A 25,687-nucleotide genomic window follows, 5' to 3' on the forward strand; every position below is an offset into this window, starting at 1 on the left:
GACCAAATTATATTCAGTATCTGAAAATTTCTCAATGGAAGTTTGCCATTTTACGGGTTCTAATATTTGAGAATTTCCAACCGTAAAAGCTATTAAAGCAAATAGGAGGATTAAGTGTTTTTTCATGTTTAAATTTTTAAAAGAAAAGTCCATAATAATATCACTTTCTATCTTTAGTTTTTAATTGACTTTTGAGCTCAAAAAAAAATATAAAAACAAATGTATAAAGAAAGTATTTGTGTTTCAGTTAAAGAGACAATAAAACAAAAGAACCGATACTAAAAAAATGTTAAAATTTTAGCGCAAAAAACAAAAGAGGCATCAAACAGAAATACGTAATTATTTAGTAGGTCTTCTAAAAGCTAAAAGACACCTCACCTATTAAAGTGCAAGGTGTAAACTGAACTTCCTCATCAGCATCTAGTTTATCAAAAAGCATTCTCTAGGCAGATAACCGTGATTCAATTCATTAGATTCGTTTTCTGTGTCTTCAGATTCAGACCAAAAACAAAACTCTTAGAAATAAAATGTAATAAAAACGAAAAAGAATTATGGAACTTATTTTCCTTTACACCACAAGAAAATTATATAGGAGCAGTTTCGGTTAAGGGCAATATTCAAAATATAAAGTATTATAACATTAATTTATCTCAATAAACCTCAACTATTTACGCACTGCACTCTGCGTACAAGGACAATTACTAATACCTTGTAAAAAGTTTAACCCAATAGTAACAACATGTGTACCCGAGTTATATGCTGATAACTCATTAGTTGTAACCTGATAGGCATATCCAAAGTAAAAAATAGATTTCTGGAATCCCACCATGGGCCCTACATTCAGAGGTTTCAATAACTGATCGTTTAAGAATCGATAAGAAATTCCTGCCCAAAAATAATCATCATTTCTATTATACTTTCTAAATTTAAAATTCACATCGGTACTAGATCTTTTGTCACTACTAAACATCTGATAATAAATTGAAGGTTCAAATTCTAATCCACTCTTCTTCGGCCCTCTAAAGGTATACCCAGAATAAATTTGGTAATTTAAAAGTAAATTTGGCTCTGAAACTCGTATCGTTTTATCAAGTTTTTTATCTAAAATATTATTGGCATTAAAGCTAAAGAATGCGCCTTTGTATCTAAACAAAGCACCTACATCAAAATTATTATTAGTTGTTTTTCTATCATCAGTAACAAATGGATCAATAATTGGATTTTCGTAACTTGTGTTAAAATTATTGATATCGATTCTGAAATTATTTATGTTATATGAAATACCAAAAGATAGGTACATTTTCGAGTAATAATCTAAAACTAAATGATGTGCAAAAGATATTTTAGCGCCTGTTTGAATAGTGTTACCGTTTCTGTCTTTATAAAAAGATAAGCCAACTCCAGTCCGGTCTGCAATTCTAGCATCACCATAAATAGATTGATTATCTGGTGCTCCTTTTATCCCAACCCATTGCGTGAGTCCGTTTGCTCTAATTTTTAAATTATCTCCAATACCAGCATAAGTAGGTGATACAACAAAATTGTTATCAGCTAAATATTGCGTAAATACAGGTAAATTCAACTCTTGGCTATAACTGTTTGTTATAAACATGAGAAGCAGACCTATATATAATTTTCTTAATTGCATAATTCTTTAGTTAAGAGTTTTAATTATCTGTACAGTGTAAAATGTCCCACATATTCACGATTGTCTCGCGGTTCGTTTAATTTTACAACGTACCAATAATCTCCAGAAGGCAATTCTACGCCTCTGTACTTACCATCCCACTTCTCCCCTATATTTAAAGTGGCTATTTTTCGTCCATATCTATCAAAAATATCGAAGGTTAAGTTTCTATATTGATTGGCACAACCTGGTCCCCAACCATCTAAATTACCATCACCATTAGGTGTGAAATAATTTGGTATACATACGTCAATATATTCAAAGAATCTTGTTGCAGAAACCTCACAGCCATTTGCATCAATAACTGTAACGGTATAATCACCAGATGCGAAAATCAGGAAAGTGCTTTCATTTCCATAAGATTGTCCATTCAATCTAAACTCATAAGGCGTTGCACCACCAGCAGCCATAGCTACAATTTCGTTTAATCCACCATCTTCTAAAACTAACGCTAGAGATTGGAAAGTTTCAATGATGAAAGGAATACCATTATCCGTTATTTTGACACAACCATTTGGATGTCGTACTTCTATACTATGAGGTCCTGGAGATAAATTTTCATAAATACCCGTTCCTATTGCAAAAGCACCGCCATCTAACGAATATTCTAAAACTGAAGTATCAGTTATACTTGAATCTACAGTAACAGTAACTCGATTAGTAACTGTATTGGTATTATTTGTGGTGTCATTGATACATTCGTAATCAATATTGGCTAATGGGTCAAGAATTATTGGTTCTTGTAATGGAATAGAAAACGGACTATCGCCGCCACAGTTCCCACCATCTAAAACATAAACCATTTTTTCACCACCTTCTAACCCTGAAAATGTAAATGTTGTTACACCAACTGGCAGCGGTGTATATGTTACATCATCCAAACTTACACTATACGGAGGTTCTCCTCCTAAGATTTCTATAGTAAAAGAACCTGTTGAGTCTCCATCACATGGCGCCTCACTAATTATAGTATAAGTAAACCCTATAGGTGCTGGCTGGTCTATATCAAAATTATATGTCACATAACAACCTAACTCATCTTGTACTACAATATCATAATTACCCGGAGCTAGATTTTCAACGGTATCTGCATCAAAAAATTGATCTAACTGTGGAGATATCGCATATTTAATAGTTCCTGAGCCACCAGAAGCGTTAATCTCTAACATACCATCATTTTCTCCATTACATGTCACATCAATTGGATTGATCGTTACATCTAAAGGAGACGCAGCATTTGTTATTGGAGCCGTTGCAGATGTTTCTAAACAATCCCCACTATCCACTTGTACTTGATAATTTCCTACTGGAAGATTTGTAAATACTCCAGGACTAGTTTGACTTACTGGCGTAATAGGATTTCCAGATGTATCTTGTAATGTGAACACATAGCTACCTAATCCACCTTCTGCCATAGCAATAATAACACCTGTATCGTCTCCTGCGCAATTAATTATAGCGTTTCTAGTATCTAAATTAACAGTCAATATTGGTAATGGGTCAACCGTAATATCATTAGATACATTAGCTGAACAGCTATTAGCATCTCGAACATAATAACTATAGGTGCCATTAGCGACAGGGAACGTTACTGAAGTAGCAAACGTTCCTAAGACTGTTGTGAAAGAAGCTGTCTCGCTATATTCATAAGTTCCTGTTCCTCCAGTAGCGCTTAATGTTAATGTTGTTTGTATAGTACACGTTTGTGATGTTGCTTTTACTAAACTCGCTTCAATTCCAGTAGGTTGTGCAATAACTACATTGGCTGTAGTAAATTCACAATTATAACCATCAGTTACGACTACATTATAAGTTCCTACTCCTAACCCATCAAAAATGGGTGATGTTTGTGGTCCTGAAGAACTCACTGTTGGAGCAACCCTATTTAGCGTATATGTGTAATTAGTGCCTTGTCCACCAGTAATAGCAGTCACGGTTATGTTTGCATTGGTATCTCCAAAACATGATAATAAGTTTGGTGTAGCTGTAATTGTAGCATCTATTGGTGTTGGTAAATTAAGTGGAACACTTCCTGAAACAATACATCCTCCAGCATCTCGAACATTAACGGTGTAAGCACCAGCTGATAAATTAGTAAATGTTCCGTTAGAAGAATAAACCACTGTGGCTGTTCCTGTTAATTCATATTCATAACTTCCCCATCCTCCAGTTGCAACTGCAGTAATAATGCCTTTATCATCATCACAAGTAACATTAGATGTTTCTGTAGCCACTAAACTCAATGGTTCTGATGGAGATGAAATAATAACAGTTGATGTTGCAGAACAAAACGGACTAGCTGTTTCGGTAATAATTACAGTGTAAACTCCTGCTACAAGTCCAGTAACTAATTGTGGATTTGTTGATGTATTAGCAAATACAGCTCCTCCTGAAACAGATGAACTGTCAAAAACTTCATAAGTATACGCTCCTGAATAACCATTAAGATTTAACTCGAACGTACCATCGTTATTACCAAAACATGTTACAGCAGTTGGTGTTGTTGTAAATGTTGGTGGTACAGCTCCCGGAAGTACCACAGTAACATCTTCAGAACAACTTGTTGCTGTGTCAGTAATGGTAACTACAAAAGTTCCTGATGGTACGCCAGAAAACACACTTCCTGTTAAGGTAATTGATGCTGGGTTTGGATTTATAGCATATGTATAAGTGCCTGTTCCTCCAGATCCTGTTATAGTTATTTGTCCATCATTATCATTACAAGTAGGTAACGTTGTTATAGTAGGAATTATTTCTAAAGGCGCTTCAATATTTACTGGAACTAAATTACCACAACCGTTAGCATCTTGTACTTCAATCGTATGTGCTCCTGATGATAAATTAGAAATCGTAAATGGTGCTGTTCTTGTTTGAAAAGCGCCACCATCAACACTATAGCTATAAGGAGCAATGGCCGTTGTTATTAACGTTATATCTATTTCAAAATTACCTTCAGTAACCGTACATTGGTTATTTAATGCCGCTGTAATTATAGGTTCTGGATCTGAAGGTAAAACGATTACCGGTGTTGATTGTATACAACCATAAGCATCTTGAACATGCACATAATAACTATTAGCATCTACATTAAACGTACTAGCCGAAGCCCATGACGGATCTACAGCTATTGGTGGTGTTGCCGATGTTGTTAATTGATATAAGTATGGTGGTGTACCATTTGTTGCAATAGCACTTATTGCTCCTGAATTAGGATTACAATTAGCGTTTTGGTCCACTGCGGCACTAATACTTAAATTAACAGCAGACTCCGTTATATTAAAAGGAATTGTTACCACACTACAACCAGCATTAGGACCTGAGGTTTCTGTAATTAAAACAAAATAAGTTCCAAAAGGTAATGGCCCTAAGTTAGATACCGGCAGTGATGCACCTGCTGGTAATGTCACTGCACCACTAATAGCTGTTGAAATTAATGATAATGAATCAAAAATTTCATAATTTATATCTGTGGGTATACTATAAATACTATTTACTGTAAATGAAACATTTCCATCTGCGCTGCCTACACAAGTAATATTATTTGAAGTTAGACCACTTCCTGTTAATGTTGAATTTGTTGGAACTGGTGCCGTTGCTGTTTCATAATAACTACAACCTGTTGAAAAATCATAAACTATAAACGTATAAGTCACTCCTGGAATTAAACTTGTAATCGTTGCATTTTGACTTCCTAGTGAATCTTCAGCAACCCATGTTCCTCCTGGTGGTGGAGGTGGAATAAACCCTCTGTAAATATCAAAGAAGAATGGTCCCGTACCAATTAATGTTGTACCTATATTAACAACGGCTTCTCCTCCTGCAATACAATCCACTGTTGTGTTTATTGAAATGTCCAAATCATTTGGTGGTGATGCTACTAATACATCTTGAATCAATATTGAACAGCCGTTAGAATCAACTACATTAATTTGATATAATCCAAAATCAACTTCATCAAAAGTTGTTGAAACTGTTCCTGAAGTATTAAGCTCTGATTCAGAATAACCATTAGTACTTGTAACAAAATAATTATACGGTGCAGTTCCCCCTGTTACACTATTTACAATCACCGACCCTTTTGAAACTCCAAGAGCACCGCATGTAATAGGAAGCGCAGATGATGTTACAAGTATAGCGGTTGGCTCAGATATTGTAATGGTATCTGTATCAATACATGAATTTGCATCAGTTAAGGTAATTGTATAATCACCTGCTGGTAACCCCGATGTTTGTGTACCATAATCTGTTGCTGTTATATCATTATTAACATTAATTACAAATGGTGCTGTACCGACTGTATTGTTAATAGTTATATCTATCGCTGCATTACTATCACCATAACATAAAATGGGTTGTGTTTGTATAACTGAAATAATTTCTGGCAACGAAATGGCATTAATAGTTTGCACTCTAGATACTGCAATACAACCATTGGAATCAGTTATTTGAAATTGATACATGCCATCTGAAGCTGCCGTATGTATGAATGATGTTCCTGTTACTGTATTTGAACCTCCATAAGCTCCACTATTAAATGAAACAGCGTAAGTAAATGGTGCTGTTCCACCTGAAATGGTTCCTGTAATAATTCCTTCTGGGGCAGTTGTTGTACAATCTAAATCTTTAGTGATAACCGTACTAACTGTTATTGGTGGCAATGGCGCAATAGTAAATGATTCACTATACGTACATCCATCAGCATCCCTAACCTGGAAAGTATACGTATCTGGGCTTATTCCAGAAAAAATATTTGAAGTTTGATATGCCGTTGCAGAAACAGAAGGTGCTATAATTTGATATTCTAAAGGAAGTGATCCTCCAGTTGTTGATGTTATAGTTACATCAGACGTAAGCGCTGGACAACTTAAAGGACTACTACTAAAATCTAGATCTGTCGGCGGATTAAGTGCAGCAATTGTAATTGGAGCTGCAATAAAAGTACACCCGCTAGAATCTCTTATGATTACCGTATATGTTCCCTCAGTCAATCCTGTAAATGTTGTTCCTGATTGAAAGTTTACACCGTCTAAACTATATGCATATGGTGCCGTTCCTCCATTAACTCCTAAAACAGTAATAATGCCATCAGAAATACAACTATAAGGTGTCGTTAAGGCAGCAGTGCCTGCAACGGTAGCTAAAGTTGTTATAATCATAGATTGCGGTGAAGTAGCACATACATCTGGTCCTGTACCATACTGAACAACGACTTCATAAGTTCCATCTGCTAATCCTGTAAAAACATTTGAATTTGAGAATGTTACACCATTATCAATACTATATTCTAATGTGTTACCATTTGGATTGGTAACATTTATTGTAATTGTACCAACATCACCAGTATCAGAACAAGCTATATCTGTTGCATTAACAGTGAAATCTGGTGCAGCAATTGCATCAACAGTAATTGACGTTTCCGCAGAACAGTTATTAGAATCAACAACAGTAATATTAAATACACCTGCACTTGTTACTGGTATTATAGGCGTTGTTTGAAAAACGGTTGTACTATTTACAAAATAGAAATATGGAGATGTTCCTCCTGTTGGGTACACCGTGATTTCGCCATCTGTACACGTTAAAGGTTTTGTTAATGCAGAGGTTGCCTCTAACAACGGAGGTTCAATAATATCAATATCAACTGAATCCACACAACCATCTTCTGTAGACACATCTACAGTATAGGTTCCAGGATTTAAGTTTGAAAATGTATAATTATTTGGAGTTATTGGTCCAACACTATTTACTAAAGTTCCGCCTTGAGAAATGGAAAAGAAATATTGTGGACGCACATCATTTGCTGCGACGTCAATACTCCCAAGATCTCCATTACAAAATGGTTGCGTAATAATTGTCGAAACAGTAAAATCTGTTTGTCTTATTTGAACATCTGGTACAGTAAAAATACACGGATTTGGATCTACTCCTATTTGTTTTATATAAATGGTATAAATATTAGGTGTGTTAACTGAAAACACATTACTTGTTTGATAGTTAACGCCATCTATACTATACTCATAGCCACTAGGAACACCACCTACAACAATTTCACCTGATGTTGTACAATAAATATCTCTCGATGTTACTGTAGGCACTAATAAGTTGGTATAAACATTAAAATAAAATTGGTTGAAACATCCGCCATCATAGTTTAAAGTTAATCTGAATTGTCCTGCAGTATCTGCTATAAAATTGGGTCCTGTTGTTACTTGATTCCAAGTACAAGCGGTGTCTTCATTTGCACAATCTAGGTTAGCAACAGCTGTACAACTAGTTTCATCTAACTGTTCCCAAATAATAGATGTTGTATCGGTAATATTGGTTTCAATAAGTCTTGGACCGTTACCTCCACATAAAAATATATTTGGTAATTCTTTACCATCATTAGGACAAATAACAACTTGATCTGCAAATGGAATTACGGGGTTAGTAACGCCTTCTCCAAAAGTAATCACTTCAAATACTTGATTTGTAGATTGACAAGGTGCTATAGCAGTATTACTAACATAATAAGTACCAGTAGATGTTACTGTTATCGATTGTGCTGTACCTATAATTGGTGTTCCTGAAGGACTTGTAGACCATGAATAAGAATCATATCCATTTCCAGATGTCAATACCGTGCTAGCTCCACAAAGAATAACCTCTTCTTCAAATACACAGCTAATATCTGCTAAAAAATTAGTAGCTCCCGGTGTTAGTAAACATCCAGTATTAGTATTAAAACTTGGATCGTCTGAAATTGTAAATGTAAGGTTCAATGTCCCGTTATAGGTTGAATAAGCTTGATTACTTATTATATTAGAACAAGCATCAGTTAATAAACTACATGTTGAAACTACAGTAACCTTGAAACGAATTTCTTGTACAGGGTCATTTTCTTCAACTACAGAATTATCAACACTAAACACAAGTTCCCGCGTTGTTGGATTATAACTTTGCACCGTTACTCCTGATGGTAACAATCCTATATCCGTAGGGTAATTAAATACAATATTTGATGGAAGAATATCTCTAATTATAAGATTTGTTGCATCATCATTACCTGTATTTTGGAAGCCCAAAACATAGTTTAATTCATCTCCCAAATTTACAAGCATGCCACCAATATCATTACCTAATGCGTCCTCTACAATTTTAGTAAGCACTATATTTGGTTCAATAATATCAACAGCTAACGAGAAAAAATATGGAAAATAAGTATCTCCACTCGTTTCTAATCGAACAGTAGCAGATGTCGCATCATTAGCAATTACAGAATTTGCTGGATTTGGCACAACCATAACGCCAGTATCAAATCCTAAAGTATTTGTGCTATTGGGGTTTCTATTATTTACAGGTAAAGCACTTAATTGGGTTACGGAACTATTAAAAAAGTTTGTAGAAGGTCTATCTGCTGTAGATAAATTTGAGCCATTAAGTAATAATTGATCTCCTAAAATTGGGCTATCACCTTCCAAAGTAGCAAATGCAAAGTTTGCCCTTACTGGTGCGGGTGAAGGAACCGTTCTAAATCCAGAAACCGGAATATCTAATGCAGCATTACCACCTGAAACACTAATGGCACTAAAACCATCAAAACTTGTAATTGATTTACCTTGTAATGCTGGATCTTCATAAACAATATAAAGCGACCAGCCTGCTGAATGACCAGTATAATTCCCAAAATCTCTTGTTCGTCCCTGAGCACTAGAAACATTTGCTACAGTATATGTTCCTAAATCTGTTACTAATCCTGTAACTATATCTGTCACATCGGCATAACAAGCATATGGAAAACTATTTCCACCATCTACTGAAGTTCCATTAGCATTAAATATAACCGTTCCTACAACATCATTATATCCTCCTGAAGGCCCTCTAAATTTAACATTTGTAATAGATTCTGCTCCTTCTGTAACAGCACTCCAATATAATCCTGCGTGTATAATTTGGTAACATGCAGAGTTTGGAATTCCTAAATCAGCACTAGATGAATTAAATGTAGAAGCATCACCATCAATATCAATGTAGACCATATTGACATTATGATTGTAAACTGAACCATTATTAAATGCATTATTGTCTGGCCCCAATATATTATTTCCAATTAATTGAATATCTCCTTTTAATTCTTGATTAAATCTAGGCGTAAAAGGCACATAGTTTTGCGCAAACATTTGCAAACTCATTAAAATCAATAATAAAACAAGTCCTGTTCTTACGTAAATAGCTCTATTCATGGTTGATTATATTTATTACTTCTCTTTAGCTGGGGACAATTAAAAAGGAATATTCTTCGTTGCCTATACATAATAATATACCATTTCTTACAAAAATAGCTATTTGACTATATTTTATGTTATTAAACGGTATAAATATCGGAAATATATTTGTAACAATAAAGAGTGTTCGAATATAATGTGCAGTTTATCGATTTATTATTAATTTAATCGATATATTATATATAATTTGTAGTAATTTTATTTCAAAAAATAAAATTTTGTGTATTCAACTTATTCTTTAGTAAAGAAAACGTTATTTAGATTTAAAAAAATATCTTAAAACATGAATATGAAAAAATAGTACTTATTCTGATGTAAATATAAATTCTAAAAAGAGCTCATATTCATCATTGTTTTTTTTATAATGTGACTATAGATCGAACTATTTTATATTTTAATTTTCAATTTTAACCATTGACATTTTACCGTTATATGGTTTACTTCCTATGCTAGTATCTAATGAGGCTTTAGCTTCACCTATATAATCAAACTTCTCATAATAGATATAATATTTATTCGTATTCACATTAAAGAAGAAGTTAATGTCTTTTTGTCCCGCAGCAACTGCCTTCTCTAAAAATTCATCTCTTTTACTTACATCATTATGAACAGCAACAACTAAATAATAACCTGCTTCAACATTATTTACATCTTTTACAATTTCAATATTGCTAAGGGCTTCACCAGTATCAAAATCTTCTTTTGTTAAAGGCTCTGTACTTGGGTTTGTAAAGTTCTTAATACGTTCTAAAGTTGCTCTGTCTTTATTATATCTATCATCTTCATTATCATAAGCTGCACGCTTTATTCTTCTTCTTCTTTCAAAATCTGTAGCCTCTTTAATATCGTCTAAAGTGGATATTAAATTTTGTTTAATATTTATAGCTTGCTGTTGTTCAGACTTTAAAGCTTGAATGGTATTTAGATATTCAACATTAACCGAGTCATCTCTACTTTTTACCTTTTTAAGTCGTTCTCTATAAAGCGCTTCTATCTCTGAAATTTTAGTCTCTCCTAATATAATCGAGTTATCAATTTCAAGCTTCAAACTTTCTATAACGGCATTTTCAGCTGACACACTTTTAAATGCTTTTGGAGCTTTATAAATACCTTGTTCACTTAAATCGTTTTCTTCTTTTAATTCATTTAAGTCTTGATTTTTGCTAGCTATTTTGTCACTTAATTTATCCAACAGTGATTCCTGAGCATTTTTAAATGCTTCTGTAGATTTCTTAAACTCAATTAAAACTTCATCTAAGGCTATCTCACCTATTTTCTCTTCTTTTTCTTCTTCTATTTTTTCTTCTTCAGCCTTAACTCTTGCTGTTTCTGCTATTCTAGTTTGTTCTTCTTGTTGTGCTTTCACTAGAGCCTCTGCTGCTAGTTTTGCTTTAGCAACTTTATCAGCTTCAATTCTCGCTGCTTCTGCTATTCTAGCCTGCTCTTCTTGCTGTGCCTTTACTCGAGCATCTTCTATTTGTTTTGCTTTAGCTTCTTCTTCAGCTCTCTCTATTGCTGCTTCAGCTATTCTTGCTTGTTCTTCTTGTTCTTCTTTTAAAAGGGCTTCCGCTTCTTGCTTCACTTTTGCTTCTCCTTCATCTTTAATTCTCTCTACTTCTGCTAACTTCGCTTGTTCTTCTAATATTTTTTTATTAGCTAGTTCATCTTCTGTTTGGTTATCAACTTTGGCTGTAACTATTTCATCAGAATTAATCTCACTAATTTTAGCTTCAACTGGTTTAGCTTTTTTACGTGTTTGCGTTTTCGATGAGTTTCTTCGCTTTGCTGCATATCCTGTTTTCTTATTAGAAGAAATTAATAAGGCTTCCTCAGCATCATCGCCACTGTAATCATACCTCTCTCTATTATTGAATTTAAATGCTACCGTAATATCATGCGAATTCCCGAAGGATGACAAATCACCTATAGCCTTTTCATAATTATATTCAATAGCTATTTGTGATGTAATATTTAATCCAACACCTGCAGATAGTCCATATAAAGTATTATAACCTGCTTGTCCCCAAATTCCTTTAGGAACCATTAACATAACTAGTCCAGAGATCACTGTTTGATCTTTTTGAAACTCCGACCTCACTAATCCTGAGAATCTACTTTCATCAAAAAAACCACGACTATTTAAATAGCCTGTGTACATAATATGCCCCTGAACGCTTTGCTCTGGATTATTTTCAATCATATTTGAAGTCGTTAAATTATAGGACACCAAATTATTTATGGAAACACCAAAGTCTAAAAAACCGGTGCCATAATTTATTCCAGGATTTATTGTAATTATTGAGTTTGAAGGAAAGTTGTCAAGAGAAGCGTCTGGAAAATTAGTAATAACGCTACCTTCATTTATTCCACTTTTGTAAAATCCAAGATTCACACCAAAAGTTAAATTGCTGTCCCTACTAAGAACGGCATTATATGCAAAATTTAGAACTCCTCCAAATGTGGTTAAAACACCATAATTTTGTTGAAATAAGCTGACTCCAGCACCTATATTTTCTCGAAACCTCCCCGAATATCCAAACAAATAGGTTTGGGGCGCATCATCAAATTGAGCCCATTCTCGCTTGTTATTAAAGCTTATGTATTTATTTTGTTCTCTAACAAAACTGAAAGTTGGATTGACAATATGTCTATTAAATTTTAAAGAATTTCTAACAGGTATATTAAACGCGACAACCCCATCTTCTTGAGAATAGAGATGCTGTGTAATACAGAAAAATAAAACTATATGTAATAGATGTTTTTTCATGTTACTTGACGACTGTTATTGAACCCTTTTTTGTTTTACCATCTGGTGTGGTTATGATGTAATAATAAACGGGGTTTACAGCTGTAAAATCTAATTGATTTTCTGGCCAATTATTTTGATAATCATTTGTTTGAAGCTCAACTTTACCCTTTGAACTTAATATAACAACTTCGGCATTCGTGCCATTAACATATTTTTGAGGAATTTCCCAGGTGTCATTTATACCATCACCATTGGGACTAATTAAATTTGGAATCTTTTCAACATCTGGAAATGCAGATCTTACTACAAAAGGAAATTCTGTTGAAGCATTGCAACCTGTAGTTTGAGTAACCACAACTTTATATGAACCAGTTTGTGTTACTTCATAACTACTCGCAGTTGCACCGTTAATCGTAAAATCATTTAAAAACCATTTATACTCAGGATTATTAGCCGAAGTAGTAACGGTAGCTATTAAAGTTTCATTTTCGTTTATATTATTAATCTCGTCAACATCAATACTACTTGTAAATCCAGTAGTTTCAAGATTTATTGACGCACTAGTCATACAACTTCCTAAATCGATACTTACTGAATATTCACCCGATTCATTAGTTTCATACATCTGGCTAGTTGCTCCAGAAATAACCTCACCATCTTTAAACCATTGATAACTATTAGCATTAATAGCACTTAAAATAGTTGGTCCTTCTGTTGAACAATACGGATTCCCTAAACTAGAACTTATATTACTTGTTGAACCAGAAGAAGCTTCGGTTACTGTTACACGATTAGAAAATGAATTTGAAGTACAACTACCGTAGTTGGTTTCCACAAAATAAGTCCCAGGTTGATTTACAGATAAGGTTTCTCCATCAGCCACAAAAACAGATGTTGTTTGGCTAGTTTCTTTATACCACTTGAATGTTAATGAAGGATATTTTAAAGGAGAATCGTTTGAAACTCCTCCGGGATTATCAATAGTTAATAAATAACTCCCTCCTGAACAATAAGCACCTGAGGCAATTAAATTATTTACAGAAAATGGCGTGTCTTGTATTTTATAATACCCAGCAAAAACATTTGAACTTGAACTTATTGAAGTTGGGGAAGTACTTTTTACCCGTATTCTAAAGGCTTCTCCTGCTGTTGTTGTAGGAACTGAAAAACTAAAAGTAACTGGCGATGCTGTTACTGTTCCAGCTCCAGAAGTATAAACTGCCGTTGGATTTGAGAAACTACTATCACCATCAGAAAGTTCAACAATAAATTGATTTCCAGAACCCAACGCTGACTCTGGTGAGAAAGAAAAGGTTACATTATAAGTGTTAAATGAAGGACTTGCGCATGCTTGCGTAAAGCCCAAACTAGGCTTACTTATTACTATTTGAGCATTGGTAGTTTCATTTAAAAAGAAAATGAAAATAACAACAGTGTACAATAGCGAAAAGTTCCTCATAGTAATCTTATTTGCTTTCGTTAATAAAACTCATAGAAACAAATACTATAAAATATAGGTTCATTAGAATTTAAGGAATTTTGAAAATTTATGAGAGTCCAAACAGGAAATATCAAAGGTCTAAAGCTTTATTAACCATTTAAAATTTTTAATCCATTCTTAAATCTGGATCAACTTCGTTTGAAGCAATTATTTTATTAATTCGTAACCTAAAATCTGGTCTTCGTGTACTTCTTGTGTCTATAAAAGTTTCAAAATTATCACTTTTAGCGTAGACATTGAAAAATGCACTATTTCCATACCAATTCTCTAAGTCTTCATTATTTGAGTTGTATTCAACAAAAATATTCCCACTACAGTTGTTAAACAACATAGCGTTAAAGCTGATTTTTTCTAAGTTATCTTGATTAACTGCAATTTTTTCGTTCAAAATTACCGCAGGGTTAAATCCAGATATAACACTTTTATTCATATCAAGTAAGGCGTCTTCACCTATATAAACAGCTTCTTGAACTAAGTTCATTTTAATGTCTGATTCTAAATCTTCACTTGAGTTTAAAAATGTATTATTTCGAGCTCTAACCCATGTTCTGTTTTTAGAAAAGTCAAACTCTTCCTTTTTTTCATAAGATTTAACATACAAACATTTTGAGCTTCCACCATTTGATGAATAAGGAGATCTTACTGCTAAAGAATTAGATAATATTGCTGTTGCCCCATAATTGAATTTAAAATCACTTCCATATGTATTATAGGATACGAGCTTATTTAATTCAGCTTGTCCACCCCAAACTTCAAATCCGTTACCCGCAGAATGACTCACCATAATACTAGATAATTTAGTTTCCAACCCTACGCCCGCTAGCAGTAACCCATTAAAGTAAATATCTCCAGAAATTCTTTTTCCAGCATATTCAATTCTAGTGTGGGCTATTTCGCCAGAACTACTCATTATGTTATCACCTCCATAATTTGCATTTACATATTCCTCTGATTTCAAATTTGGAAAAAACATAGCTGCGGACCCAGAACCAAATCTGTTAACTGGAGCATTACCCATTATAATTAAACCGCCCCAGTCACCTGGTCTTTTTACACTCTGGTTTGAAGAAAAAATAATAGGGTCCGTTTCTGTTCCATTCGCTATTAATGACGACCCTCTAGAAATCGTCAGAGAACCCTTGGTTTTAAAATCACCCAATATAACAGTGCCAGCCTCAATGTTAAGTCTTGCGCTGTCTGTAACAAAAACACTCCCTAGTAAAAGATATACTTCTCTTTTGTAGAGCGTGATATTTTCTGTAATATTACCAGTCAATATTTTAGTAGGTTCTCTATATTCTCTTTGATTAGGTTTAAATTCTGTCCAATTATCTAGCCAGTTTTCTTCGCCTACTATTCCTTTTTCTTGTTGAGCAAAACTATTCGCTATTACAAAAAAAAGTATGAAAATGATTTGGGTAAAGTTTTTCATAGTCTAATATTTTTAGTTAAAAACTAAATATGATTTTGTATTACAATTAATATTCAAAAATATAAAAAAATCCATGAAATACCAATTAATTCGCTGAAATACATTAAATAAGCTATTTTTTCAAGAATAATAATCGATAAACGGCACTGGAATGAATTGAAAAGTAGTCAATTTTTGTGAAATTTTGAAGACAACGTAAAGAGCAAAAAAAAAGTTGATATCTATTTTTTAGAAATCCGCTTCTTAAAAATAAAAAGACAACGCATTCAAAAAATAAATATCAATCAAAACATTAACTCTAAAAAAGAGATAGAAATTTTTATAAAATTAGCGGAAATCATTATACTGATGAAGAGATTTCATAATTTCTTCATAAAATAATATTCCAGCAATTAAATTTCCTGTATCGGAATAAGGCAAATACTCAGCATGAAATTTTCCAGTACTTTCAAGATAATTATCAGTAGATTCAAATTGATTATCTAGCGCTTTTTTATTATCATTATTAGTTGGAATACCTAATGTAGTCATTGTTATACCTGGCTTTGTTGCAAAAGCAACATATGGTAATGTTCTAACAAGAACTTGTATTCTTTCAGAGTATAGTGTTATCAGCTGCCCTTTTTGCATCTGTTCTAACTCACTTTTATTATGATACTTTTCTATTGCAACTTTGTCACTAATGAAGCTTTTAGGTTCTTTCTTTTTCTGAGCAAAACCAATACCCGTAAAGAGAAAAAGGCTTAAACTGAATAAAATAATCTTCACTTTCATGTTATAGATTTAAGGATTTAAAAACAAATTTATGTAACTAAACGTTAAAAACAACCTTTTTATCGATTTATTTTAAATAATATATAATTATTATACGTTTTTACTTACAATAACGTATACTGAACAAATAATTTAGAAACCAAATTATGACTATTAACCTATGAAGATTCATAAAATAGCCCAATATTAATTCTTCGATACATTGAAAATCATTAGGAATCAAATAAAAATTTAAGCTAATTTTGAAATATATAAGTTTTAAGATAAGTTTTCCTGATGAGACAAACGCTATATGCTCTGTTTTCAAATTTAACTAAAGTTAAAACATGTTTAATTAGTATTTAAAAATATTAAACAAAATTAATGTCTCAATTAAATGTTAATCTACATAGCTGTTGTACATTTACAGATTATTAATAAAACTTAGATTCTCATAAAGTTTGAGTAGCGACACAATTAAAAAATTCAGAGTTCAAAAATAGTATGTCTAAATTACCTAAAGAGCATAAGTTTATTGACCTTTCAGATTATGGAAGACCAATTGCAAGACTTATAGCTAATTCTCTAAAAGAAACTGCATTAACGCCTATTCATGTTACAATAGCGTTTATTATTTCAGGTTTAATCTCAATTATTTGTATTCTACTTGGATATTTCTGGGCCGCTGCCTTTTTCTTAATATTAAAATCGATATTGGATGCTGCTGATGGAGAATTAGCAAGAATAAAAAACACACCTTCATACACAGGTCGCTACCTAGATTCTGTTGCAGATATTATCTTAAATTTTTTAATCTTATTATCACTTTGGTATACTTCAGAAACTCATTTTCTTTATAGCTTTTTTGCGTTTTTAGGGATTCAATTACAGGGCACTTTATATAACTATTACTATGTTATTTTGAGAAATAATGTCAATGGTGATACTACAAGTAGAATTTTTGAATATGAGTCTCCGGTTGCATTGAAAGGTGAAAGTCAAAAAAATGTAAATATACTCTTCGCAATTTATAAACTACTTTATGGAGTCTTTGATAAAACAATTTATACTCTAGATGCCAATGCGCATAAGTGTAAGCAATTCCCAAAATTATTAATGACAGCTTTATCGACCTTTGGCCTTGGATTCCAACTTTTGCTAATAAGTGTCATGTTAGTGTTAGGATATAAAGATTACATCGTTTCTTTCTTTTTATGGTACTCTCTAATGATTATTGTTTTTATTAGTATTAGAAAGCTATTGAAACCTTAATAATAGTTTACTTTTTGTAGTTTTTTTTACCAACATACTTTACAAACATGGGTATTCTACATAGTTTCTTGATGTTTCATAAAGTTTTATTTTCAATTCTAGACTTGACTCCAACTCGGGCTTAAGAATATTGTAGATCACCATGGCGATATTTTCTGCAGTAGGGTTTAAACTCGAAAATTCTTCTGTATCTAAGTTTAGGTTTTTGTGATCAAATCTGTCAAGAATTTTATCTTTAATAAGGTCTGAAAGAATCTTAGCATCAATCACATATCCAGTCTCAAGGTCACAAACACCAATAATCTTCACTTCTAAATCATAATTATGTCCGTGATAGTTAGGATTATTACATTTACCAAAAATCGCATGGTTTTTTTCATCACTCCAATTTTTGTTATGCAACCTGTGAGCAGCGTTGAAATGCTCACAACGTATAATAGCTGTTTTATTCATATTTATAATAATACTAGAATTTAAATTTTATCTATTTTCAAAGATATAATATTTTTGTTTAATTTTAATGTATATTCATTAAACAAAAATTAAAACGAGTAAATTAGCAAAGCGTAATACACTATTTTTGCATTAGTTTAAATTAACATGAATAAACAAGATTACAATATACATATCATCGGTGCAGGAACAAGCGGACTTGTTGCCGCCAGAGTTTTAGAAGATTATGGTTATAGCCCTATCATTATTGAGGCAACAGATCGCGTAGGCGGACGCGTAAAAACTGATATCGTAAAAGGATATCAATTAGATTATGGTTTTCAAGTGTTGCTCACAGCATACCCAGCTGCTCAGAAATATTTAAATTTTGATTTGTTAGAATTACAACAGTTTCTCCCTGGAGCTACTATTTTTAGTAGTGGTAAACAAAAAACTATTGGTGATCCTTTAAAAAATCTATCATTACTTTTTCCAACATTATTTTCTGATATAGGAACGTTTTCAGACAAATTAAAAATACTTAAACTGAATAAACTATTAAAGAAATCGACACCTACTGAAATTTTCGCCAAAACTGAAAAAACTACATTTCAATATTTATTAGATTTCGGTTTTTCAGAAGACATGATTTCTAAATTCTTCAAACCTTTTTTTAGTGGAATATTTCTAGAAGCTGAGTTAGAGACATCAAGTAGAATGTTTGAGTTTGTTTATAAAATGTTTGGAGAAGGCCTTGCTGCATTACCTAAAGCTGGTATTGAAGCCATCCCAAAACAACTAAAAGAACATTTAAAAAAAACAACATTTCATTTCAATACAAAAGTTAAATCGGTTAAAGACGGTAAAATACTCCTTACTAACGACACCGAACTAGAAAGTCACTTTACAATTATAGCGACAGAAGCGAGTTCACTTATTTCTAAACTAAAAAATCAAGAAACGGAATGGAAATCTTGTGATACCCTATATTTTGAAACCAATAGCAGAACGATCAAAAAACCACTTATTGGCCTCATAACAAATGAAAATGCACTTATTAATAACATATTCTACCATACTAGTCTTGCCTCACATACAACAGGCACGAGAGAATTATTATCTGTTACCGTAGTAAAGAATCATGGATTATCTCATAAAGCATTAATAATTCAAATTCAAAAAGAATTGAAAATGTATTGTGGTATAGATACTTATACATTTATTAAGCATTACTCTATAGCACAAGCACTGCCAAAATTAAAGGAGTTACATTATGACATGCTTCCATCTGAAACAAGATTAACTAAAGGTATTTTTCTTGCTGGAGATACACAACTGAATGGATCTTTAAATGCAGCAATGATTTCTGGCGAAAGAGCAGCATTAAATATAATACAAACCTTAGAATCTGATGTAAAATTTGATTAACTTACTTCAAAATTTAAAAACTGACTTAATCTTTAAAATAATGTTTAACTTTTAAAAAATAATTTAATGGAATATGTAATCAATTTAATCAAAATCATAATTGCGGTAAGTATTATTAATGTATGGTTATTTCGTTTTAAACAGGCTACAACTTGGAGAGGAAGCAATGCTCAAAATATGAAACAAGAATTTGAAGCATATGGTTTACCGGAATGGTTGATGTATGGTGTTGGTGGATTAAAAGTAATTCTATCTTTAGCGCTTTTGGGTTCAATCTACTATAATCAATTAGAGGTGCCTTCAGCATTTGGTATAGCATTTTTAATGCTTATAGCAATAATAATGCATGTAAAAATAAGTGACCCCTTTAAAAAGTCTTTACCTGCCTTTATCTTTTTGGCATTATCTTTAATTGTTGCTTTAGTGCAATAAATTAAAGATAAATTTTTAAAAAATAGAAAAATAGATAGCAATTTAAAATCATAAAGCAGAATGATGGTAATGATAAGATAATGGAATCTTTTATCTTGAGTCTTACCATAAAGCCAAGTAGCATTTGTATGGTAAGTCCGCCAGCAGCTATAATTCCTGCTAAAGGATTAATTAGACCAAAAAGTAATGCGATTGCTGCAACTATTTGTAGAATACCAGTTATTTTTCGTTGCACTTCACTCAATTTAAAACGATAAAACTCCTGCTTCATTTTATCAGAATACAAACAGCCGTATCCATAAAATAAAAAAGAAATTGCCAAAAAAATAATTAATATGATATGCAGAGTTTCCAAATTAAACTAATTGATATTAGTTTCGATTAGCTCACAAATTCTGACAGCCTTCCACAAGAAACTATTTATAAAACAAAATTACATTCTTTTATGTGATTATAGATAATATCTTTAACTTTATAAATAAAAACAAGTTATCTACCTACAAAAATTCTAATGGAGATCATTAGGAAGTAACTTCGTAGCGCTTTAAAAGTTCTAATGAAGTATATTCTAATGCTTTTTGAAGTGTCCCTTCAAGAACTAAAGGAGGAGCGACACCAGCCTTTTCTGCTTGTAACCAACGTGATATACATAAACACCATTTTGAACCAACAACAAGTCCAGGAAATTGCCATTGCGGAATAGGTGTGCTTAAATCATTCCCTCTCGATTTGGTATATGTCAAGAACTCTTTAGTCATAATAGCGCATACTATGTGTGTACCGGAATCTTGAGAAATAGTTCTACAGTACCCATCTCTAAAATACCCCGTTGCAGGATCTGTACAACAGGACTCTAATTTAGTTCCTAATACGTTTAATTCCATTATGTTAAAATGCGGGGTCAGGTCTTCCTTTTAAACGTATTTCGATTTTTTTCTTCTTAACCGTTAAACGTTTCATCATATCCATGATACTAGGATCTTTAGATTCCTTGTAAACTTCGTTTAAAGCTAGTATCAAACGTTTTGCTTCTCTCGATGCAACTACTCTGTCACTTGTAGACATATTACTCATTTTTGCCTTTTCAAATTCAAGTGATTCGTTCATTATGTCCATAAAATTATATTTTGCTTATTGTTTAATAAATATAACCAAACAATAAGCTAAAGTAAAGATTATTCCATTGATTATGGTTATGATTATATAGATATTGATTTTGAGTCATGTAAAAACCTAACTAAAATATTAAATTAAGAAAGGTATTACATGATAAAAGAAAAACAAATTCACATTAAATATCAACAAATACAGTTGGTTAGAAAATAAGAACTACCGTCCAATACAATATTTATATATTTTACAATTCTGTACTCAATTTGGGCAACAAATTGAGTACAAAACTTAAAGTCTGCTTAGTTATCTAAAAATTAATAATACAATACTAATTATTATTAACATCACAAGAAACCGAAGAATGTCATCATATCTCTTAAAATGTATTTGCCCTTGGTGTCTTATTTCCATATCGTTAATTTCGTTTTGCGCTTTCATAATAGAGGTTTTATTTAAAATCTAAACGACTATTAGAAAGAACGAGTCACAATGATTTGCATCAGGTTGTGTTGTAAAAAGTTTGTTTAGTGATGTTGAAGTATTTTCACTTTTATGGATATTTTGTATCATTAATGTTTTTACTAACTTCATTAGCGGAATAAATTCCCAAGTCTAATCTTTCAAAACATTCCCTTATGTGTGGTGGTGCTATGTTGGATTTTAGAGTAAATTTATCAAAAGAACGTTTAATATTAAGTAAATATTAATTTTAAATTAATTAATATCTTTTAATTTGTATGTATATTAAGTTTAATTGTACCTCCAACCAAAAAGAAATAAACTTTACCAATGAGTAAATTAAAAGGTGTGTTTAACTTATTTTTATTAAAAACCTTTCTGTAAAAAATATTAAAATATAAATTATGAAAAAAAGTGCTTATTTGAAGATGACTATAATTTGTTTTCTAATTTTCGTATCAAATTCCATACAGGCACAATACGAATCATCTATCCTTTTCCACAATACCTCGGATCAATTGGTGTATGTCTCCGATACTGATGGAAACCATATCCCTGATTACAGTTATGTAGGTTATAAAAACGGAGATGAAGCGTTACCTAACGTAGCAGTTGTAAAACAGATAAGCCCTGTGGCTGGAGATAATACAGCACATATTCAAGCTGCAATTGACGAAGTGGAAGCATTAGCACTAAATGTTAATGGACATAGAGGAGCCTTGTTATTGTTACCGGGAGAATATCCTGTTAGTGGTCAACTCATCATAAATAGCAGCGGCGTTGTACTTCGGGGTTCTGGAGATGGCGAAAATCCTGCACTTAATACAATTATTACAGGTGTTGGAAACATCCCTGATGAGCGAACACTAATTAGAATTGGCACTAATAATAAAAGTGGTTTTGGAGGACAGGTTGCAGGAACTAGGCAAAATATTATAAGCCCTCATATCCCTGCTGGTAGCAGAACTATTGAAGTTGCAGATGCATCAGTATATAATATTGGTGATAATATCATCATAAAACATCCTAGCACTGCAGCATGGTTAGAGGCAGTTGATAATGGCGGTGTTGCTACTGATGCACCGTGGGAACCTAATACAATAAATTTAGTTTTCAATAGACATATTACTAACATTGAAGGAAACAAAATTCAGGTGGCAACGCCTATTTATGACATATTAGACAGGTCTTTATCTCAATCCTACGTATATACTTATAATGGAAATAGTCAGTTAAAAGAGTGTGGTATCGAGAACCTCAGAATATTTGTAGAATCATCAGGTGTTACAGGTAGAGACCATGTCAAAACAGGTATTAACATGGTTGGTGTAGATAATTCTTGGGTACAAGGCGTAACCATTTTAAGAGTGAGTGACCAAGGAATTAAATTTGATGAGGCTACTCGTTGTTCTGTGATAGACAGCAATGTATTAGATATGCATGGTCCTATTTCTGGAGGTTGGAGATACAATTTCGAAGTAACTGACTTTTGTAACAATATTCTGTTTGAAAATTGTACCGCATCTAATGGCAGGCATACATTTGTTGCTAATGGAGCGAGTGATGTTAATGGAATTGTATTTACCAATTGTTCGTCTTCTGGAGATTATACCAGATCTGAGTCGCATAGACGTTGGGGACAAGGGATCCTTTGGGATAATATTTCTTGGAGAAAGACAAATACAACTGGTATTTTAGGGTTGCACAATAGAGGGAGTTATGGAACAGGACATGGATGGACAGTAACGAACGGAGTGGCTTGGAACATTAATGCACCCTCTAATCAAATAGCAATTCAAAAACCACCTATTGGTCAAAATTACGCTATTGGTTGTACCGCAACTGTTAATAGCGATGGTCCTTTTAATCATCCAGCAGGTCATATTGAAGGAACTGGAGAATATTTAAAAATACAATCTTTATATACCGCTCAATTTGAAGATAGAACGACACATGGTGTATTGCCAGATACACCAGGAAAATTATTTCCAAATGATTATATGTTTACAGATTCAGAAAAGTATTTAGAACTTACTTGGCATGATGTTTCTATAGAAGAAGATAACTATATTCTAGAACGCTCATCAGATGGTATTATCTTTCAGACAATTGCAACACTTCCTGCAAATACAGAAACTTATACAGATACAGATTTACAACAAGAAAACTATTTTTACAGGTTAAAAGCTACAAACACAATAGGGACTTCTCCAGCGTCTAATACAATACAAACCAATGATTACCAATTAACTACACAAAATATAGTTTATGTTTCTGCAACAGGTGCAGGATCTATGGATGGTACAAGTCAATCAGATGCATTTGGCAACTTTGGCGTTGCCATGTCTAATATCACCTCTGCTGGAGATAAACTTATAATTATAGGAACCATTTCACCAGATGGCGCGAATCTAACCTCAAAGAATGGTGCATTTACTATAGAAGGTTTGGATGCTAGCTCAACTTTAGCTGGAAACGGCGGTACTGGAAGACTCTTTACAATTAATGGAGCATCGTCTGCAGATGTAACCTTTAAGAATCTTATATTTCTAAACAACACTACCACACTTGCTGGAGGTAGTGTCTTTTTCAATAACAACGCAGGAGCTACAGCTTCCTTTGAGAACTGTACCTTTACTGGAAATTCTGTATCTAACAACGCAGGTGGTGGAGTTATATTAGCCTCCAACGGAAATTTGAACATAACAGGTTGTGTTTTTGAAAACAATACATCATCAGATAAAGGAGGAGCTATTGTCGCTGGAAATTCTGTAAATGTAAACATCTCTGGATCTCTTTTTAACGGAAACTCTGGAACTAGAGGTGGTGCAATTGCTGTAACAGGCAATGGTGTAGATTTCGTTTTGAACAACAGTACTTTTGTAAATAATACCGCAACATCTATTGATGGAGGAGCAATGTACTTAGGAGGTTCAAATGCCAACAGTAGCATTACCAATACTACTGTGTTTAATAATAAAGTAATCTACTCAACATTGAATCAATCTAGAGGAGGAGGAATACGAATTGAAGGCACTAGACCTTTTACAATTTCAAATTCTTTGATCTATGGTAACATTGTAGACGATGGGACCGGAACGAGTACATCGGATATCGGAATAGGTAATCCAGTAGAATTGACATTAGACCACTCAATTACTAAAACAATAATACCTATTTTAACTGCAGTAGGTGATGGAGGAAATGATGTGTTTTCAACATCTGTAATTGAAGCAGATTTAACATCTTCTAACTTAATGTTTAATGAAACTTCTGGGTATGTTGAATATGATTCTGTATCTAGTCCGGAAGACAGCCCTATTGATTTTGGTTCTGATGGAAATGATGCTGGTGCTTGGGACTCAGGTTTAACTATAACTTTATCTTCAGAAAAAGAAGATTTTTTAGCAACTAAACTTTCTGTTTATTATAATAAATCGTCAAAAATTTTAGAATTACAACATACAATAACAGAACCAGTATCCATTGAAATATATAATATTTTAGGAGTTAAAATTTTAACCTTAAAAGATGTAGCTCAAAATCAAAGAGTAAATGCGAATTCATTACAAACTGGTATTTATATATTAGTAGGTAAAACACCTACTAAATTTTTCTCTAAAAAATTCTTGATTAATTAAGAAGTATAATTTTACAGGAAACACTTAAAAATAAAAAACCAAACATTGTTTTTATAATTACGGATGATCAAAGTACCACCTGAATTTGACATTACCTTTAAAGTGAATTTAAAGAAAAGAAATGATTTTAAAAAGGAAGGAAAAGTAATACAATAAAATGATTTCTTCCTTTCTTTGTTAGAAATAAAACCAACCACAGTCATCCTAAATCCTATCTTTTTAGAAGAAACAAAATTAATTGTTAGCAAGTTAGAAAAACTACAAATACCATCTTTTTTTTAAATATCACTATTGATGGCTTTAACAATATTTTAAATAAGCGCCTGTTTTAATGGCGTTTATTTTGTATTGTGCTTAGTTTGTTTAACGCTTTATTAGGGAAATCAGTGATTAAACCATCTAATCCAAGATCAATTAATCGTTGCATTTCATCTTCTTTATTTACGGTCCATTTCCACACCTCAATTCCGTTCTCATGCGCAAAATTTAGATACTCTTTTGTAACCGTAGTTTCAGGACCAACT

The 25,687-nt window shown here is 32.6% G+C and carries 15 protein-coding genes; 4 read left to right on the forward strand and 11 right to left on the reverse strand.

The features are described 5' to 3' along the window. Positions 1-664: 664 nt before the first annotated feature. From QZ260_RS05975 to QZ260_RS06000, 6 genes are all read right to left on the reverse strand, one after another. Complete coding sequence (locus QZ260_RS05975) at positions 665-1,648, reverse strand: type IX secretion system membrane protein PorP/SprF (RefSeq protein WP_295983926.1); 984 nt, start codon at positions 1,646-1,648, stop codon at positions 665-667. A 23-nt stretch (positions 1,649-1,671) separates the two neighbouring features. Continuing rightward, a complete protein-coding gene (locus tag QZ260_RS05980; protein ID WP_295983928.1) occupies positions 1,672-9,909 on the reverse strand; it encodes a T9SS type B sorting domain-containing protein in 8,238 nt (2,745 codons plus the stop codon). A 436-nt stretch (positions 9,910-10,345) separates the two neighbouring features. After that, positions 10,346-12,718, reverse strand: a complete 2,373-nt coding sequence (locus QZ260_RS05985) for a PorP/SprF family type IX secretion system membrane protein (RefSeq protein ID WP_295983929.1) — start codon at positions 12,716-12,718, stop codon at positions 10,346-10,348. Between the two features lies 1 nt (position 12,719). After that, positions 12,720-14,159, reverse strand: a complete 1,440-nt coding sequence (locus QZ260_RS05990; RefSeq protein ID WP_295983932.1) for a gliding motility-associated C-terminal domain-containing protein — start codon at positions 14,157-14,159, stop codon at positions 12,720-12,722. Between the two features lie 148 nt (positions 14,160-14,307). Next, on the reverse strand, positions 14,308-15,633 hold the full coding sequence (locus QZ260_RS05995) for a hypothetical protein (protein WP_295983935.1): 1,326 nt from the start codon (positions 15,631-15,633) through the stop codon (positions 14,308-14,310). A 327-nt stretch (positions 15,634-15,960) separates the two neighbouring features. Continuing rightward, positions 15,961-16,407 (reverse strand): hypothetical protein, encoded by a 447-nt coding sequence (locus tag QZ260_RS06000; protein WP_295983939.1) that lies wholly within the window; start codon positions 16,405-16,407, stop codon positions 15,961-15,963. A gap of 483 nt (positions 16,408-16,890) precedes the next feature. Here QZ260_RS06000 and QZ260_RS06005 point away from each other — a divergent pair, with 483 nt between their 5' ends. After that, entirely contained in the window at positions 16,891-17,658 is a 768-nt protein-coding gene (locus QZ260_RS06005; protein ID WP_295983941.1) for a CDP-alcohol phosphatidyltransferase family protein, read from the forward strand. A gap of 39 nt (positions 17,659-17,697) precedes the next feature. Here the strand turns inward: QZ260_RS06005 and QZ260_RS06010 are convergent, their stop codons facing one another. Continuing rightward, on the reverse strand, positions 17,698-18,111 hold the full coding sequence (locus QZ260_RS06010) for a 6-carboxytetrahydropterin synthase (RefSeq protein ID WP_295983945.1): 414 nt from the start codon (positions 18,109-18,111) through the stop codon (positions 17,698-17,700). A gap of 147 nt (positions 18,112-18,258) precedes the next feature. Between QZ260_RS06010 and QZ260_RS06015 the strand changes: the two genes are divergently transcribed. Together QZ260_RS06015 and QZ260_RS06020 are read left to right on the forward strand one after the other, a co-directional pair. Then, entirely contained in the window at positions 18,259-19,518 is a 1,260-nt protein-coding gene (locus QZ260_RS06015; RefSeq protein ID WP_295983947.1) for an FAD-dependent oxidoreductase, read from the forward strand. Between the two features lie 66 nt (positions 19,519-19,584). After that, on the forward strand, positions 19,585-19,950 hold the full coding sequence (locus QZ260_RS06020; RefSeq protein ID WP_295983948.1) for a DoxX family protein: 366 nt from the start codon (positions 19,585-19,587) through the stop codon (positions 19,948-19,950). Position 19,951: 1 nt separating this feature from the next. Here QZ260_RS06020 and QZ260_RS06025 read toward each other — a convergent pair whose 3' ends face one another. The 3 genes from QZ260_RS06025 to QZ260_RS06035 form a co-directional block, all read right to left on the reverse strand. Continuing rightward, a complete protein-coding gene (locus tag QZ260_RS06025) occupies positions 19,952-20,272 on the reverse strand; it encodes a DoxX family protein (protein ID WP_295983951.1) in 321 nt (106 codons plus the stop codon). Positions 20,273-20,471: 199 nt separating this feature from the next. Beyond that, positions 20,472-20,834: a DUF2237 domain-containing protein gene (locus QZ260_RS06030; RefSeq protein ID WP_295983953.1), complete on the reverse strand. Its 363-nt coding sequence runs from the start codon at positions 20,832-20,834 to the stop codon at positions 20,472-20,474. 4 nt (positions 20,835-20,838) lie between these two features. Further along, positions 20,839-21,066 (reverse strand): hypothetical protein, encoded by a 228-nt coding sequence (locus QZ260_RS06035; RefSeq protein ID WP_295983956.1) that lies wholly within the window; start codon positions 21,064-21,066, stop codon positions 20,839-20,841. An 860-nt stretch (positions 21,067-21,926) separates the two neighbouring features. On the opposite strand from QZ260_RS06035, the gene QZ260_RS06040 reads away from it, so the two are divergent. After that, positions 21,927-25,163 (forward strand): T9SS type A sorting domain-containing protein, encoded by a 3,237-nt coding sequence (locus tag QZ260_RS06040; protein WP_295983960.1) that lies wholly within the window; start codon positions 21,927-21,929, stop codon positions 25,161-25,163. A gap of 328 nt (positions 25,164-25,491) precedes the next feature. Here the strand turns inward: QZ260_RS06040 and QZ260_RS06045 are convergent. Continuing rightward, on the reverse strand, positions 25,492-25,687 hold a 196-nt coding region (locus QZ260_RS06045), incomplete at its 5' end, for a glycerophosphodiester phosphodiesterase family protein (protein WP_295983964.1).

Origin of the sequence: uncultured Algibacter sp., assembly GCF_905480415.1 — a bacterium.
In the GTDB taxonomy this organism is placed as follows: Bacteria; Bacteroidota; Bacteroidia; order Flavobacteriales; family Flavobacteriaceae; genus Algibacter_B.